This is a genomic window from Actinomycetospora sp. C-140 (assembly GCF_054796175.1).
Map to the genome: position 1 here is coordinate 13,156 of NZ_JBTWNF010000016.1, position 14,187 is coordinate 27,342.

At 74.3% G+C, this 14,187-nt stretch carries 14 protein-coding genes; 10 read left to right on the plus strand and 4 right to left on the minus strand.

Annotated features, from left to right (window positions below; all coding sequences use genetic code 11):
• Positions 1-41: 41 nt before the first annotated feature.
• Together asnB and ACR9E3_RS23645 are read left to right on the plus strand one after the other, a co-directional pair.
• Positions 42-1,910 (plus strand): asparagine synthase (glutamine-hydrolyzing), encoded by a 1,869-nt coding sequence (asnB, locus tag ACR9E3_RS23640; protein ID WP_460383057.1) that lies wholly within the window; start codon positions 42-44, stop codon positions 1,908-1,910.
• Positions 1,911-2,592: 682 nt separating this feature from the next.
• A complete protein-coding gene (locus ACR9E3_RS23645; RefSeq protein ID WP_460383058.1) occupies positions 2,593-3,801 on the plus strand; it encodes a DUF445 domain-containing protein in 1,209 nt (402 codons plus the stop codon).
• Here the strand turns inward: ACR9E3_RS23645 and ACR9E3_RS23650 are convergent.
• The gene (locus tag ACR9E3_RS23650; RefSeq protein ID WP_460383060.1) at positions 3,798-4,160 is read right to left on the minus strand and encodes a fluoride efflux transporter FluC; all 363 of its coding nucleotides are present in this window, start codon (positions 4,158-4,160) and stop codon (positions 3,798-3,800) included. The two genes, ACR9E3_RS23645 and ACR9E3_RS23650, sit on opposite strands and share 4 nt — an antisense overlap.
• On the minus strand, positions 4,157-4,627 hold the full coding sequence (gene crcB, locus ACR9E3_RS23655; RefSeq protein WP_460383062.1) for a fluoride efflux transporter CrcB: 471 nt from the start codon (positions 4,625-4,627) through the stop codon (positions 4,157-4,159). Before crcB ends, ACR9E3_RS23650 begins: the two co-directional genes overlap by 4 nt.
• Positions 4,628-4,842: 215 nt before the next feature.
• On the opposite strand from crcB, the gene ACR9E3_RS23660 reads away from it, so the two are divergent.
• From ACR9E3_RS23660 to ACR9E3_RS23675, 4 genes are all read left to right on the plus strand, one after another.
• Positions 4,843-5,325: a helix-turn-helix domain-containing protein gene (locus ACR9E3_RS23660; protein ID WP_460383063.1), complete on the plus strand. Its 483-nt coding sequence runs from the start codon at positions 4,843-4,845 to the stop codon at positions 5,323-5,325.
• Between the two features lie 53 nt (positions 5,326-5,378).
• Positions 5,379-6,101: a hypothetical protein gene (locus tag ACR9E3_RS23665; RefSeq protein ID WP_460383065.1), complete on the plus strand. Its 723-nt coding sequence runs from the start codon at positions 5,379-5,381 to the stop codon at positions 6,099-6,101.
• Positions 6,102-6,233: 132 nt separating this feature from the next.
• Positions 6,234-6,533: a DUF2516 family protein gene (locus ACR9E3_RS23670; protein ID WP_285648943.1), complete on the plus strand. Its 300-nt coding sequence runs from the start codon at positions 6,234-6,236 to the stop codon at positions 6,531-6,533.
• A 2-nt stretch (positions 6,534-6,535) separates the two neighbouring features.
• A complete protein-coding gene (locus tag ACR9E3_RS23675; RefSeq protein WP_460383222.1) occupies positions 6,536-7,093 on the plus strand; it encodes a YbaK/EbsC family protein in 558 nt (185 codons plus the stop codon).
• Here the strand turns inward: ACR9E3_RS23675 and ACR9E3_RS23680 are convergent, their stop codons facing one another.
• Positions 7,094-8,797, minus strand: coding sequence for a hypothetical protein (locus tag ACR9E3_RS23680; protein ID WP_460383066.1), 1,704 nt, complete (start codon positions 8,795-8,797; stop codon positions 7,094-7,096).
• A 162-nt stretch (positions 8,798-8,959) separates the two neighbouring features.
• On the opposite strand from ACR9E3_RS23680, the gene ACR9E3_RS23685 reads away from it, so the two are divergent.
• Positions 8,960-9,961: a pirin family protein gene (locus ACR9E3_RS23685; protein ID WP_460383068.1), complete on the plus strand. Its 1,002-nt coding sequence runs from the start codon at positions 8,960-8,962 to the stop codon at positions 9,959-9,961.
• Here the strand turns inward: ACR9E3_RS23685 and ACR9E3_RS23690 are convergent.
• The gene (locus tag ACR9E3_RS23690; protein ID WP_460383069.1) at positions 9,958-10,461 is read right to left on the minus strand and encodes a DUF2505 domain-containing protein; all 504 of its coding nucleotides are present in this window, start codon (positions 10,459-10,461) and stop codon (positions 9,958-9,960) included. The two genes, ACR9E3_RS23685 and ACR9E3_RS23690, sit on opposite strands and share 4 nt — an antisense overlap.
• Here ACR9E3_RS23690 and ACR9E3_RS23695 point away from each other — a divergent pair.
• The 3 genes from ACR9E3_RS23695 to ACR9E3_RS23705 all read left to right on the plus strand — a co-directional run bounded on the left by ACR9E3_RS23695 (position 10,448) and on the right by ACR9E3_RS23705 (position 14,187).
• Complete coding sequence (locus ACR9E3_RS23695) at positions 10,448-11,608, plus strand: UDP-N-acetylmuramate dehydrogenase (RefSeq protein WP_460383070.1); 1,161 nt, start codon at positions 10,448-10,450, stop codon at positions 11,606-11,608. The two genes, ACR9E3_RS23690 and ACR9E3_RS23695, sit on opposite strands and share 14 nt — an antisense overlap.
• Before the next feature lie 153 nt (positions 11,609-11,761).
• Positions 11,762-12,937 carry a L,D-transpeptidase gene (locus tag ACR9E3_RS23700; protein WP_460383071.1) on the plus strand — a complete coding sequence of 392 codons (1,176 nt, stop codon included), beginning with the start codon at positions 11,762-11,764 and terminating at the stop codon, positions 12,935-12,937.
• Between the two features lie 68 nt (positions 12,938-13,005).
• Complete coding sequence (locus tag ACR9E3_RS23705; protein WP_460383072.1) at positions 13,006-14,187, plus strand: L,D-transpeptidase; 1,182 nt, start codon at positions 13,006-13,008, stop codon at positions 14,185-14,187.

Consider the following 14,187-nt stretch of genomic DNA (forward strand, 5'->3'; position numbering starts at 1 on the left):
GGCAGCCCTCCTCCGTCACCGACGACGAGGAGGTCGTGCCGATGTGTGGCATCGCGGGAGCCGTGGACCTGGCGCGGGGTGTGGATCGCGCCGAGGTCGCCCCGATGGTCGAGACGATGGCCTGCCGCGGCCCGGACGACGGGGGCCTCTGGCTCTCGCCGGCGAACGGGTCGGACGAGCGGTCCCACGCCGCGATGGGGCACCGGCGGCTGGCCGTCGTCGACGTGCCCGGCGGCACCCAGCCGATGACGCTCGAGCGCCACGGCGAGACCGTGCTGACGCTCGTGTTCTCGGGTGAGGTCTACAACTTCACGGAGCTGCGCCGCGAGCTCGAGGGCCGCGGCCACGCCTTCCGGACGGCCTCGGACACCGAGGTCGTGCTCGTGGGCTGGCTCGAGTGGGGCTCCGACGTCGTCGAGCGCCTCAACGGGATGTTCGCCTTCGCGATCTGGGACGACCGCAGCGAGGAGCTGTTCCTCGTCCGCGACCGCATGGGCGTCAAGCCGCTCTACTGGTACCCGACGCCCGACGGGGCGCTGTTCGGGTCGGAGCCGAAGGCGATCCTCGCCCACCCGCGCGCCGAGGCCGTGCTCGACCTCGACGGCCTGCGCGAGCTGCTCGCGCACGTCAAGACGCCCGGGCACGGGCTCTACCGCGGGATGTACGAGGTGCGGCCCGGCTCGTTCGTCCGCGTGCGGCGCGAGGGCACCGACGTGCACCGCTACTGGCAGCTCGAGGCGCTCGAGCACACCGACGACCGGGACACCACCGTCGGGCACGTGCGCGAGCTGCTCGACGACATCGTCGAGCGCCAGCTGATCTCGGACGTGCCGCTGTGCTCGCTGCTCTCCGGCGGCCTGGACTCGTCGGCGATCACCGCGCTGGCCGCCGAGAAGCTGCGGGCGCAGCACGCCGGCGCGGTGCGGTCGTTCTCGGTCGACTTCGTCGGCTACGAGGACGCGTTCACCGCCGACCCGATGCGCGACACCCCGGACGGTCCCTACGTCCGGGAGCTCGCCGAGTACGTGGCCGCCGACCACACGGCGATCACCCTCTCCAACGAGGACCTCACCGACCCGGACGCCCGGGCCGCGGTGCTCGCGGCGCGCGACGTGCCCGTGTCGATCGGGGACATGGACACCTCGCTCTACCTGCTGTTCAAGGCGATCCGCGGCCGCTCGACCGTCGCGCTCTCGGGCGAGTCGGCCGACGAGGTGTTCGGCGGCTACCGCTGGTTCCACGACGCCGACGCGGTGAACGCCGACACGTTCCCGTGGATGGCCGCGACGCGGATGGGCCCGCTCGACCACTCCACCGGCCACTTCGCGCCCGAGCTGCGGGACAGGCTCGACCTGGCCGGCTACGTCGACGCCTCGTACCGGGACGCGCTGGCCGAGGTCCCGCACGTCGACGGGGTGAGCGCGCAGGAGCGGCGGATGCGGGAGGTCTGCTACCTGCACCTGACGCGGTTCGTGCAGATCCTGCTCGACCGCAAGGACCGCATGAGCATGGCCAGCGGCCTCGAGGTGCGCGTGCCGTTCTGCGACCACCGCCTCGTGCAGTACGTCTTCAACACGCCGTGGGCGCTCAAGACGTTCGACGGGCGCGAGAAGAGCCTGCTGCGGGCCGCGACGCGCGACGTGCTGCCGTCGTCGATCGTCGACCGGGTCAAGAGCCCGTACCCGTCCACCCAGGACCCGGGCTACGAGAAGGCGCTGCGGGCGTCGGTCGCCGACCTGGTGGCCGACCGTGACGCCCCCGTCCGCGAGATCGTCGACCTCGACGCCCTGCGCGCCGCGATCGACGCCCCGCAGGACGGCCCGAGCATCGACACCGATCGCGCGCGGATGGAGTCGGTGCTGCAGATGGACGCCTGGATGCGGCGCTACCGCCCGAGCCTGCAGCTGTAGCGGGACCCGGCCGTGAGGGGCGTCCCCCGGTCACCGTGGGGCAGCACGGCGACCGGGGGACGCGAGACCCCGTGCGGCCGGGCGCGGTCGGTCGCACGGGGGACCGGGTCGTCCCGCGGGACGGCTCGGTGGTCGGCGGGTGACGTCGACGACCCCGTCCGTCCGGGGCGACCGACGACCGTGACGGCCGCGCGGCGACTCCGGCGCGAACGACGGCGACAACGGCATCAGTCCAACGAACGAACTCGTCCGACCGATACGCACTCTCGTTGTCGTGCCCCGGATTCGCGCCGGGCGGTCGTCCGGTTCACCAGTGCGGGTGACGACAAGGATGTGACGTCGGTCTCCTCTATCTCGCCCGTGGCCCCCGTCCCGTGTCCCGTCGGCCCGCCGAGGGGTCCCGGGCGGTGGGACACTGGAGGACGTGCAGACCGCCCAGGGCCGCAGCGGAGCGGAGCTCGACCCACCTACGGACCCCGTCGGCGTGCCGGTGGTCGGACGTGACCGTACCGATGATGCGGGCTCGGACGACAGGTCCACGGCGCAGTCGTCTCGCGGAGAGACGTCTCCGGGGCAGGCGTCTCCGGACGAGTCGTCTCCGGGTCGGTCGCGGCGGGAACCGGTCGGTGCGGGGCTCGTCGGCCTCGTCGACGACGCCGACAAGCGGGCCCGGCTGCGGCGCATGAAGGCCGTCGCGCTGTCGTTCCTGCTCGGCGCGGCCGTCGTGTGGGTGGTCTTCCTGTTGTGGGAGCGCAACGGGGGGCCGGCGTTCACGGGCTACGTCCGCGCCGCGGCCGAGGCCGGGATGGTCGGCGGTCTCGCCGACTGGTTCGCCGTCACCGCGCTCTTCCGGCACCCGCTGGGCATCAAGATCCCGCACACGGCGCTGATCCCGCGCAAGAAGGACCAGCTCGGGGCGAGCCTGTCCGGGTTCGTCGGCGAGAACTTCCTGGCGCCGACCGTGGTGGGCGAGAAGCTGCGCGCCGCGCAGATCTCGGCGCGGCTCGGCGGCTGGCTCGCCGCCCCGGGCAACGCCGAGCGGGTCACCGCCGAGCTCGCGACCGTCGTGCGCGGCGCGGTCACGGTGCTGCGCGACGACGAGATCCAGGCCGTGGTCGACCAGGCCGTCACCCGCCGGGTCGTCGCGCAGCCCTGGGGGCCGCCGCTGGGGCGCCTGCTGGCCGGCGTGCTGGCGGACGGGTCGCACCGGCGCCTCGTCGACCTCGTGTGCGACCGCGCCTACGACTGGGTGCGCACCAACCACGAGACCGTCATGGCGCTGGTGAGCAAGCAGGCGCCGAGCTGGTCGCCCCGGTTCGTGGACGGCATCATCGCCGACCGCGTCTACGCCGAGGCGCTGTCCTTCGCCTGGGCGGTGAAGTCCGACCAGGACCACCCCCTGCGCAAGGCCATCGACCGGTTCCTCGTGTCCTTCGCCGCCGACCTGCAGGACGACCCGGACACCCTCGAGCGGGTGGAGGACATCAAGCGCCAGCTGCTCGAGCACCCGGACGTCCAGGCGCTCATCTCGCGGGCCTGGGCCACCGGCAAGGCGATGCTCCTCGACGCGGCCGAGGACCCGTCCTCGCAGCTGCGCCTGCGGGTCACCGACGGCATCGCCCGCTTCGGCGAGCGCCTCGACGGGGACGCCGAGCTCCGCGACAAGATCGACGGCTGGATCGTCGACGCCGCCGGCTACGTCGTCGGCCGGTACTCCCGCGAGATCTCCACGCTGATCTCCGACACCGTCGCGCGCTGGGACGGCCCCGAGACCTCCCGCAAGATCGAGCTGCAGGTCGGCCGCGACCTCCAGTTCATCCGCATCAACGGCACGATGGTCGGCGCGCTCGCGGGCCTGGTGATCTACACGGTCGGCGAGCTCCTGGTCTAGGCCCAGAGCACGGCGCCGAGGGCGAGGCCGAGCCCCGCGGCGCCGAGGCCGGCGAGGGTCGAGGCGACCGCGTTCATGACGCTCGTGGTGTACGCGCGCTCGTCGGCGAGGCGGACCGTCTCGTAGGCCAGCGTCGACCAGGTCGACAGGCTGCCGCAGAACCCGATGCCCACGGCGGCCACCGCGACGTGCGGGGCGGGACCGCCGAGCACCAGGCCGAGCACGAACGACGCGGTCATGTTCACGGCGAACGTGCCCCACGGGAAGCCGGTGCCGTGGGTCGACTGGAGCCACCGGTCGGTGAGGTAGCGGGTCGGCGCCCCGAGCGCGGCGCCGAGGGCGACCAGGAGCGCGGTCACCGGAGACCTCCCCGCACGCCCGCGACCCGGCGGCTGACCGCCATGGCCAGGGCCGCCGCGCCGACCGCGGCGAGGACGGTGCCCGCCAGGTAGGCCAGGGCCGTCGCGCGGTGGCCGCCGGCGAGCAGGGTCTGGGTGTCGACCGCGAACGTGGAGAACGTCGTGAACCCGCCGAGGACGCCCGTCCCGAGGAAGGGCCGCACGAGCGGGTGGGCGTCGCGCACCTCGGTGACCACGACGACGAGCACGCCCATGAGCAGGCTGCCCAGCACGTTGATGCCGAACGTGCCCCACGGGAACCCGCCCGACGGAGTCGGCAGCCCCAGTCCGACCGCCCAGCGGGCGAGCGAGCCCACCACGCCGCCGAGGGCCACCACCGCCACGGCGGCGCGCTGCCCGCGCAGGACCGGGGCTCCGGGGGGACGTCCGGCGATGACGTCCTCGGCGTCGGGGTCCGGGCTGGTCATGTGTGTCCTCCCTGGGCGCGCGTCACTGCCGCTCCAGGGACCGTTGGCGCACGTCGCGCGGTTGTCGGCGGGCCCCACCGCCATCGGTGCCGGAGCCTAGCCGGTACCCCGTCCGTGTGTGCGACAGCCCACGTGACCAGCGCAAGCAGAGCGCTTGCACCAGCTAGCACTCGTGTTAGCGTGGGTGTCAGCGAGTTCGGGAGGAGGTGGTCCGGATGCCCAGCACGGACGGGGTCGAGAAGATCGGCCAGGCCGTCGAGGACATCGGGGCCTACATCCGCCGGCAGCGCGAGGGCGCGGAGGTCTCCCTCCGCCAGCTCGCCAAGGTCGCGGGCATCAGCAACCCCTACCTGAGCCAGATCGAGCGAGGGCTGCGGAAGCCCTCCGCCGAGATCCTGGCCCAGATCGCGACCGGCCTGCGGATCTCCGCCGAGGCGCTGTACGTCCGTGCCGGCATTCTCGAGCCCCGGGAGCACTCGCCGGTGCTGGACGCCGTGGCCGCGGATCCGGACCTGTCGGAGCGCCAGAAGCAGGTGCTCACCGACATCTACGAGTCCTTCCGCCGCGGCAACGCCGCCGACGAGGCCACCGGGAGCAGCGACGCGACCGGGACCGAGGACATCGGGACCGTGCTCGAGGAGGCGGTCGGCGCTGCCGCCGACCCCGCCGTCGACACCCCGGTCCAGCGGTCGTCCTGACCGACGTCACGCATCTACCGCCAAGACCCACGCACCAGGAGTGAGGAACAACCATGGCTGTCACGTTCCCGACCAAGTTCGACGTCCGCGAGGCCCGCGACCAGGCCAACAAGGTCGTCTCCGACGCCATCGACCCGCTGCGGTCGCCGGCTCTGGCCGTGCTCGGCCTGGGCGACGTGGCCGTCGCGACCGCGCGTGAGGCCGTCGGCCGCGTGCAGGCCGGCGCCACCGAGGTGCAGGCCCGCGTCGAGGACCTCCCGGCCGAGCTGCAGGAGCTGCGCACCAAGCTCACGACGGAGGACTTCCGTCGCCTGGTCGACAGCTACCTGGCCGCCGTCCGCAGCGTCTACGCCGACCTGATCAAGCGCGGCGAGGGCGCCTACAAGGACATCACCGCCCAGCCGCAGGTCAAGCAGGCGCTGGCCACGGTCGACCAGGTGCAGAAGGACGTCGAGAAGAACCTCGAGGACACCGTCGAGGGCGTCCGCGTCCGCGGTGAGAGCGCCCTCGCCGAGGTCACCAAGCAGACCCGCTCGGTCGGCGAGCGCGCCGCCCGCGCCACCCAGCGCTTCAGCGCGCAGGCCGCCGAGGCCGTGTCCGAGGCGGGCTCGGAGCTCTCCGAGGAGATCAAGGAGGCCGGCGACGAGGTGGCGTCCGAGACGCGCAGCACCACGCGTAAGGCCGCGGCGCGCACCGCGCCGAAGAAGCAGGGCCCGAAGAACGCCCCCAAGTCGGCGGCCACCGCGACCGCCGCCAAGCGGGCGCCGAAGGCCTGATCCCTCGTCACCCCGCGGGGTGATGCCACACCGCCGAACGGCCCCGGGATGCTCCCCGTCCCGGGGCCGTCGTGTGCGCTCGGGACCCTGCGTGCCTGTCGCGGCTTCTCGCGGTGCACGTACTCTGACCGTGTGTCGGTGCTCTACAACCTCGACTTCTATGTGCTGAGCCTGTTGTGGCTGCTCGGGATCCCGGTGGGTCTGTACGCCTTCGTCCACGCCCTGATGCAGCGCTCCGACGCGTTCACGGCCGCCGACAAGCTGACCAAGCCGGTCTGGTGCGCCATCACCGGCGTCGGCCTCGCGATCCTCGCGATCTCCACCAGCGGGCCGTACAGCTTCCTGTGGCTCATCGGCATGATCGCCGTGCTGATCTACATCGTGGACGTGCGCCCGCGGGTCGTCGAGATCCAGCAGGGCCCTCGTTGGTGAGCCTGACCGACGAGGCCCGCGCCGTCGCCGGCACGCTCGAGCCGGAGCCCGCCCTCGAGCGGACCGATCTGCTCGCCGAACCGGTCGTCGCCGCGCTGCGGGCCCTACCAGCGGACGTCGCAGCCACCTGTCTGGTCGCGGCGATCGATCCGGACCTCGCCGACACCGCCGCCTTCTGCGAGGCGTACGGCTCGCCGCTCGACGCCTCGGCCAACTGCGTCGTCGTCGCCGGGTCGCGCTCCGGGGAGCGCCGCTACGCCGGCTGCGTCGTGCTGGCGACCACCCGCGCCGACGTCAACGGCGCGGTCCGCCGGCGTCTCGACGTGCGCAAGGCGTCGTTCGCGCCGATGGACGAGGCCGTGGCGCTCACTGGCATGGCCTACGGCGGCATCACGTCGTTCGGCCTGCCCGCCGGCTGGCCGCTGCTCGTCGACCCGGCCGTGCTCGCCGCGCCCGCGGTGATCGTGGGCAGCGGCATCCGCGGCAGCAAGCTGCTCGTGCCCGGCGAGGTCCTGGGCGCGGTCCCGGGCGCCGAGTCCCTCGACGGGTTGGGGCGCTAGCTAGCGTCCGCCCTCGACGCGGGCGTTCCACAGCGCGGTGATCCGGGCCCCCGGGGTGCTGTAGACCGGGTTGGCGGCCGTCGTCGGGAAGGTCAGGTTCGAGCCGGGGTCCGAGCGGAACGGGTGCCGGGCGACCTCGGCGTCGTTGAGGGTCACCACGATCGTGCCGCTGGTCCCGATCGTCCCGGAGTTGACCAGCCGCACGGTCACCGTGCACGTGGGGCTGTTGCACACCTCGCCGCTGCCCTCGACGGAGATCGCGAGCTGCGGGCGCTCGGTGAGGGCGGTGAACCAGCTCTTCATCGTGGGCAGCTGCGCGACGAGGCCGGGCACCGTCCCGAGGACCTGCGGGTCCGCGCGGGCGACGGTCGCCGGCCCGGCGCGGCCCGTGCCGAAGCCGGGCAGGTCCATGGCGACCAGCGCCGGTGGGTCGTCGTCGCGCACCGTCAGCCGGGTCTCGTCGGCGGCTCCGGAGGTGAACACCCGGGCCTCCTGACCGTCGACGACCACCGCGTCCTGCTCCCGCAGCCCGGCCGGGGACAGGCGCCCCGCGAGCTCACCCGGTGACAAGCCCCAGGTCGCGAGACCGTCGGGCAGCGCCGACCGCGCGTCGGTGAGCCAGACTCCGGCGAGCCGCTCGACCAGCTCCGGTCGAGAGGCCGCCGCGGAGCGCTGCCACCACGCCTGGTCGCCCCGGATCGCCTGCTCGGTGCCGGACAGCACGAAGTCGGCGCGCCCGCCGCCGTCGCGGGTCAGGATGCCCGTCGCGTTGCCGGACCGGTCGACCGTCATCGTGAGGGCGGCCTGCCCGCCCGCCCGGTCGGCGACGCGCCCGGAGTAGGCCACGCCCTCCCAGCCCCCCATGTCGGCGGAGACCGCCTCGACCGTCGCCGCGGGCGAGCTCGGCCGCGTCACCAGCACGACCGTCGCGACGAGCAGGACCAGGACGACGGCCGCCGCGACCCCGATCCAGAGGACGCGCCGGTACGGGCGCCCGCTCGGGGGCGCGCCGGGTGCGCCGGGTGGTGGCGGGCCCCAGAACGGTCCGGTGGGGCCGGGGCCGTACCCGCCGTACTGGCCGTATGCCCCGGGTGCCCCGGCGAACGGGCCGGTGGGCGGACCCCACGGGCCGGTCCCGCCGGTGGCCGGTGGCGTCCCGAAGGCAGGTGCGGCCGCGGCGCCCGGGGGGACGGGCGGCATCGGTCCGGTCCCCGGCCCCTGGTACGGCGCCGGCCCCCACGGGGCGGCCGGGGTCGGCGGCGCGGCCGGGCCCGCCGTCCCGGGCTGCCACGGCGCGGCCGCCGTTCGAGGGACGTCGTAGCGCTGGGTGCCGCCCTCGGTGGGCGTCGCGGTGGTGACGGTGGTGGTTGCGGCGCCGGCCGTCGGGTGGACGGCCGTCGCACCGGCGTCGACGCCGTCGGACGCGGTCGGGGTGGTGCCGCTCTCCGCGGGAGATGCTTCGGTTTCCGAAGCATCTCCAGCGGCAGGCGTGCCCGTGTCCGGGGCGGCGGGCGAGGTGTCGCCGTCGGCTCGGGATGCTTCGGTTCCCGAAGCATCGGTGGCGGGTGAGCCGGTCGGCCCGGCGGCCGGCGTCGGGGCGTCGTCAGTGCCCCCGGACGACCGGGTGGGGTGCACGGCGGTGGGGGTGGCGTCCGGCTCCCCGGGGGCGGGGTCCGGGCGGGTCTCGTCGTCCTCGGGCGCCATCGCGCGACCTCCCCCACGCCGCGCCCGGAGGGCGCATGATCGACACGGGCACCGTAACCCGTTCGTGGGTCACGGAGGGGACGTTCAGCGCAGGGAATCGATGCGGCGTCCGCGGGGTTGTGAGCGATACAATTGAAGCTTCAACGAGTCGAGGAGTGGACGATGCCCGCACTCACGGTCGCCGACCTCACCGTCCTGCCGCGCATCCCCGAGCCCGGGGGTCCCGGCGTCGCCGTCACCGAGCGGAGCGTGCGGTCGGTGACCACCGCGCCGCAGGGCTACGAGGGCGAGGGCTTCCCGGTCCGGCGCGCGTTCGCGGGCGTCGACCTGTCCCTGCTCGACCCGTTCATCCACATGGACCAGATGGGCGAGGTCGAGTACGCGCCGGGGGAGCCGAAGGGCACGGCGTGGCACCCGCACCGCGGCTTCGAGACCGTCACCTACATCATCGACGGCACGTTCGAGCACGCCGACAACCACGGCGGCGGCGGGATGATCACCAATGGCGACACCCAGTGGATGACCGCCGGCGGCGGGGTGCTGCACATCGAGCGCCCGCCGGAGGCCCTCGTCGCGTCGGGCGGGCTGTTCCACGGGCTGCAGCTGTGGGTCAACCTGCCGCGCGCGCAGAAGTGGGCCCAGCCGCGGTACCAGGACCTGCGCTCGGGCGAGGCGGCCCTGCTGAGCTCCGCCGACGCCGGGACCCTGGTGCGGGTCATCGCGGGCGACGTCGCGGGGCACGCCGGCCCCGGCTCGACCTACACCCCGATGACGATGGCGCACGCGTCGCTCGAGCCCGGCGCCCAGCTGCACCTGCCCTGGGACGTCGAGCAGAACGCGCTGGCCTACGTCCTCTCCGGGGACGGCACCGCGGGCGCCGAGCGCCGCCCGATCCGGACCGGGCAGCTGGTGGTCTTCGGTCCCGGCGAGTCGCTGCGCGTCGCGGCCGACGCCGGCCAGGAGGGCCGGCACCCCAAGCTCGAGGTGGTCCTGCTGGGCGGGCGCCCGATCCGCGAGCCGGTCGCGTGGGGCGGCCCGTTCGTGATGAACACCAAGGAGGAGGTCCACGACGCCTTCCGCGACTTCCAGGCCGGGCGCCTGGGCGCGGTCCCGGCGGAGCGGGTCCCGCACGCGGGGGCGTCGAACGGCGTGACGACGGGCTAGCGACCGTCGCCGAGGCGGCGGCGGGTGAACTCGTCCTCGGCGTCGAGCAGGTTGCCGACCTGCTCGACGACGACGCCCTCGATCTTGCTGCCGACCATCGGCACGTTCACCGCGGCCTGCCCGTCGATCTCGGTGACCGACCCGTCGCCGTCGTCGGCGAGCCGCTGGGTGCCGGTGAGCGTCCCGGGCAGGCCGCGCACCGTCACCTCGAACGTGCCGTCGTAGCCGCCCCCGTCCCGCGGCGTCCAGGTCTCGACGCGGTCGAGCACCAGGTCGTCACCGGTGAAGCGGCGCACGACGGACGGCAGGAACTCGACGGGCACCGAGTGGCGCAGGCGCAGGCGGGCGCCCGCGCCGTCGACCGAGTGCTCGAGCAGGGCCGGGTCGTTGCCGCCCAGCTCCTTGAGGCGCGCGCGCAGGTGGTCGTCGTCGACGAGCACCGCGTAGACGTCGTCGGCGGGCGCGTCCCAGGTGGCGCGGTGGGCGATGCGGCGGGGCACGGGCGGCAGGTTACCGTCGCGTGTCGTGGCACCCGGGACGACCGCAGGGACACCGACCACCGGCACCGCCGGTCGGGACGGCGACCCCGCAGCACTGCTGGCGCCCCACACCACGCTCGGGCTCGGCGGCCCGGCGCGGCGCCTGGTCCGGGCGTCGACAGCCGACGCGGTGGTCGAGTGCGCCCGCACGGCCGACGAGGCCGGCGAGCCGCTGCTGCTGGTCGGCGGGGGCTCGAACCTCGTCGTGGGCGACGCCGGCTTCCCGGGCACCGCGCTGGTGATCGACAACCGGGGTCACCGCGAGGTCGCGCGCGACGCGGAGTCGGTCGTCGTGCACGTCGAGGCCGGCCACGACTGGGACGCCCTCGTCGCCGAGACCGTCGCGGACGGGCTCGGCGGGCTCGAGTGCCTGTCGGGCATCCCGGGGCGGACCGGGGCCACGCCGGTGCAGAACGTCGGCGCGTACGGCGTGGAGGTCGCCGACGTGCTCGTCGACGTCGACCTCTACGCCCGGCGCACCGGCCGCCGCGCGACGGTGCCCGCCGCCGACCTCGACCTCGGGTACCGCACGAGCCGGCTCAAGGGCGACCGCAACGTCGACGGCGAGGTCGTGCTCGGCGTGCGCTTCCGCCTGAGCACCGACGGGCTCTCCGCCCCCGTGCGCTACGCCGAGCTGGCGCGGGCCCTCGACGTCGCGCCGGGCACCCGGGTGCCGGTCGCCGCGGCCCGCGAGGCCGTGCTCGCGCTGCGCCGCGGCAAGGGCATGGTCCTCGACCCGCAGGACGCCGACAGCCGCAGCGCCGGGTCGTTCTTCACCAACCCGGTCGTGGACCCCGACACCGCGGCGGAGATCGCGGCGCGCGCCGAGACGATGGGCGTGCCGCCGATCACCGCCTGGCCCCAGCCCGACGGCCGGGTGAAGCTCTCGGCGGCCGCGCTCATCGAGCGCTCCGGCATCCCGCGCGGCCACCCGGGCGAGCACGCCCCGGCGCGCGTCTCCACCAAGCACACGCTCGCGCTGACCCACCGCGGCGGCGGCACCACCGACGACCTGCTCGCCCTCGCCCGCGACGTCCGCGACCACGTCGAGGCCGCGTTCGGCCTCCGCCTCGAGCCCGAGCCCGTGCTCGTCTCCTGCGCCCTCTGACCCTCCGGCGAGACTCGGCTCACGATCACTGGGCCACCCGTGTGAGCGCCTCCGGCACCTGACAACCGTCCCGGGACGAGCCGCGTCCTGCGGTTCGGGATCGATCAGGAAGGGGCTTCTCGGGTGCGGTGTCGTGTTCAGGGTGTGCTGGGCGTGGTGGTGGCGCTGGTCGCCGTCGCCGGAGTCGTCGTGGGCTGCGCGTCCGCGGGTGCGGCACCCCGGCTGGACGGGACCTCGTCGCCGGGGCAGGCGTCGTTCTCCGAGTCGTCCGACGGTCCCCCGGCCGTGACGACGACCGCCGTCCCCGGTCGGGCCGACGTCGACCCCGGCGGCGAGATCAGCGTCTCCGCCCCGGACGGCGCCCTGCGCGACGTGGCACTGACCGGCGACGACGGCCACGTCGTCGCCGGCGCGGTCTCCCCCGACGGGCACCGCTGGGCCGCGACCGAGGCGCTCGGCTACGGCAAGCGCTACACCTGGACCGGCTCGGCGGTCGGCGCGGACGGTGCCGCGACCCCGGTGGCGGGCGCGTTCACCACGGTGAGCCCGGATCGCGTCGTGCGCGCGCAGTTCGCCCAGCCCGACGACGCCACGGTGGGCGTCGCCGCGCCGATCGTCGTCCAGTTCGACGGCCCGGTGACGGACAAGGCCGCGGCCGAGCGCGCGCTGAGCATCCGGACCAGCGTCCCGACCGAGGGATCGTGGGCCTGGCTCCCCGACGACGCCCAGGGCTCGCGTGTGCACTGGCGCCCGAAGGCCTACTGGCAGCCGGGCACCGTCGTCGACGTCGCCGCGAACCTCTACGGCGTGGACCTCGGCGACGGCGCCTACGGCCGCGAGGACCTCACGAGCCACCTGACGGTCGGGCGCTCCCAGATCGTGCGGGCGGACGTCACGAGCCACCGGATGGTCGTGGTCCGCGACGGTCAGCAGGTGATGGACGTGCCGGCGAGCTACGGCCTCGGCAGCGACCCGAACCGCATCACGCGCTCGGGGACCCACGTCGTCACCGAGAAGTTCGACAACAAGCGCATGACCAGTGCGCAGTACGGCTACGACCTCGTCGAGCACTGGGCCGTGCGGATGAGCAACAACGGCGAGTTCATCCACGCCAACCCGGCGTCGGCGTCCGCGCAGGGCTCGAGCAACGTCACCCACGGCTGCGTCAACCTGTCGACCGCCGACGCCCGGGCCTACTACGACACCGCGCTCTACGGCGACCCGGTCGAGGTCACGAACTCGCCGGTCGCGCTGTCCGCGTCCGACGGCGACGTCTACGACTGGGCGCTCGACTGGGACACGTGGCGGGGGATGTCGGCGCTGTCCTGAGCCCAGCGGCCGTCGGGGTCCCCTGACACGATGGGGTCGTCGGGGGAACACGAGGGGTCGGGGGATGCATGGGTCGGGCCCTGCGGGTCGCACTCGCCGCGCTGAGCGGGCTGCTGCTGGTGCTGCTGGCCGCGTGCGGCTCCGGTGGCCCGGCCGCGCCCGGCGCCGCCCCGGGCCCGTCGACGACGCCCGCCCCGCCGCCGGTGAACGTCGCGGTGCAACCCGCCGCGAACGCCACCGACGTGGCGCCGCGGGCGCCCGTCGGGGCCACCACCACCGACGGCACGTTCACCGACGTCACGCTCACCGCGTCGTCGGGCGGGCCGGTCGCCGGCACGCTCTCGCCCGACCGGAAGCACTGGGCGCCGAACGGCCCGCTCGCGTACGGCACCACCTACACCTGGGGCGGCACGGCCACGGCGCCGGGCGGGCGGACCTCACCGGTCACCGGGTCGTTCACCACGGTCGGGCCGGAGCAGACCGTGCGGGCGACGATCAACCCCGGCGACGACCGCGAGGTCGGGGTCGCGGCGCCGATCACCATCCAGTTCGCGGCGCCGGTCGCCGACAAGGCCGCCGCCGAGCGGGCACTGCACGTGCGCACCTCGGTGCCCACGGAGGGCTCGTGGGCCTGGCTGCCCGACCAGGACGGCGGCTCGCGCGTCCACTGGCGGCCCAAGGACTACTGGCGGGCCGGTACGCAGGTCGACGTCCGCGCCGACCTGCTCGGCGTCGACCTCGGCGGCGGCGCGTACGGGCGCGAGGACCTCACCACCTCGTTCCGCATCGGGCGCTCGCAGATCGTGCGGGCCGACGTGAACAGCTTCCGCATGGTCGTGATCCGCGACGGCCAGCAGGTCATGGACGTGCCGGCGAGCTACGGCCTGGACTCCGACCCGAACCGCACGACCCGCTCGGGGATCCACGTGGTCACCGAGAAGTTCGACAACAAGCGGATGGTCAGCGCGCAGTACGGCTACGACCTCATCGAGCACTGGGCGGTGCGGATGAGCAACAACGGCGAGTTCATCCACGCGAACCCCGCCTCGTCCGGCGCGCAGGGCTCCAGCAACGTCACCCACGGCTGCGTCAACCTCTCCACCCCCGACGCGATCGCCTACTACGACTCCGCGATCTACGGCGATCCCGTCGAGGTCACGGGCTCCGGGGTGGACCTGTCGCCCTCCGACGGCGACATCTACGACTGGGCCATCCCCTGGGACCAGTGGCAGGGGATGTCGGCACTCTGA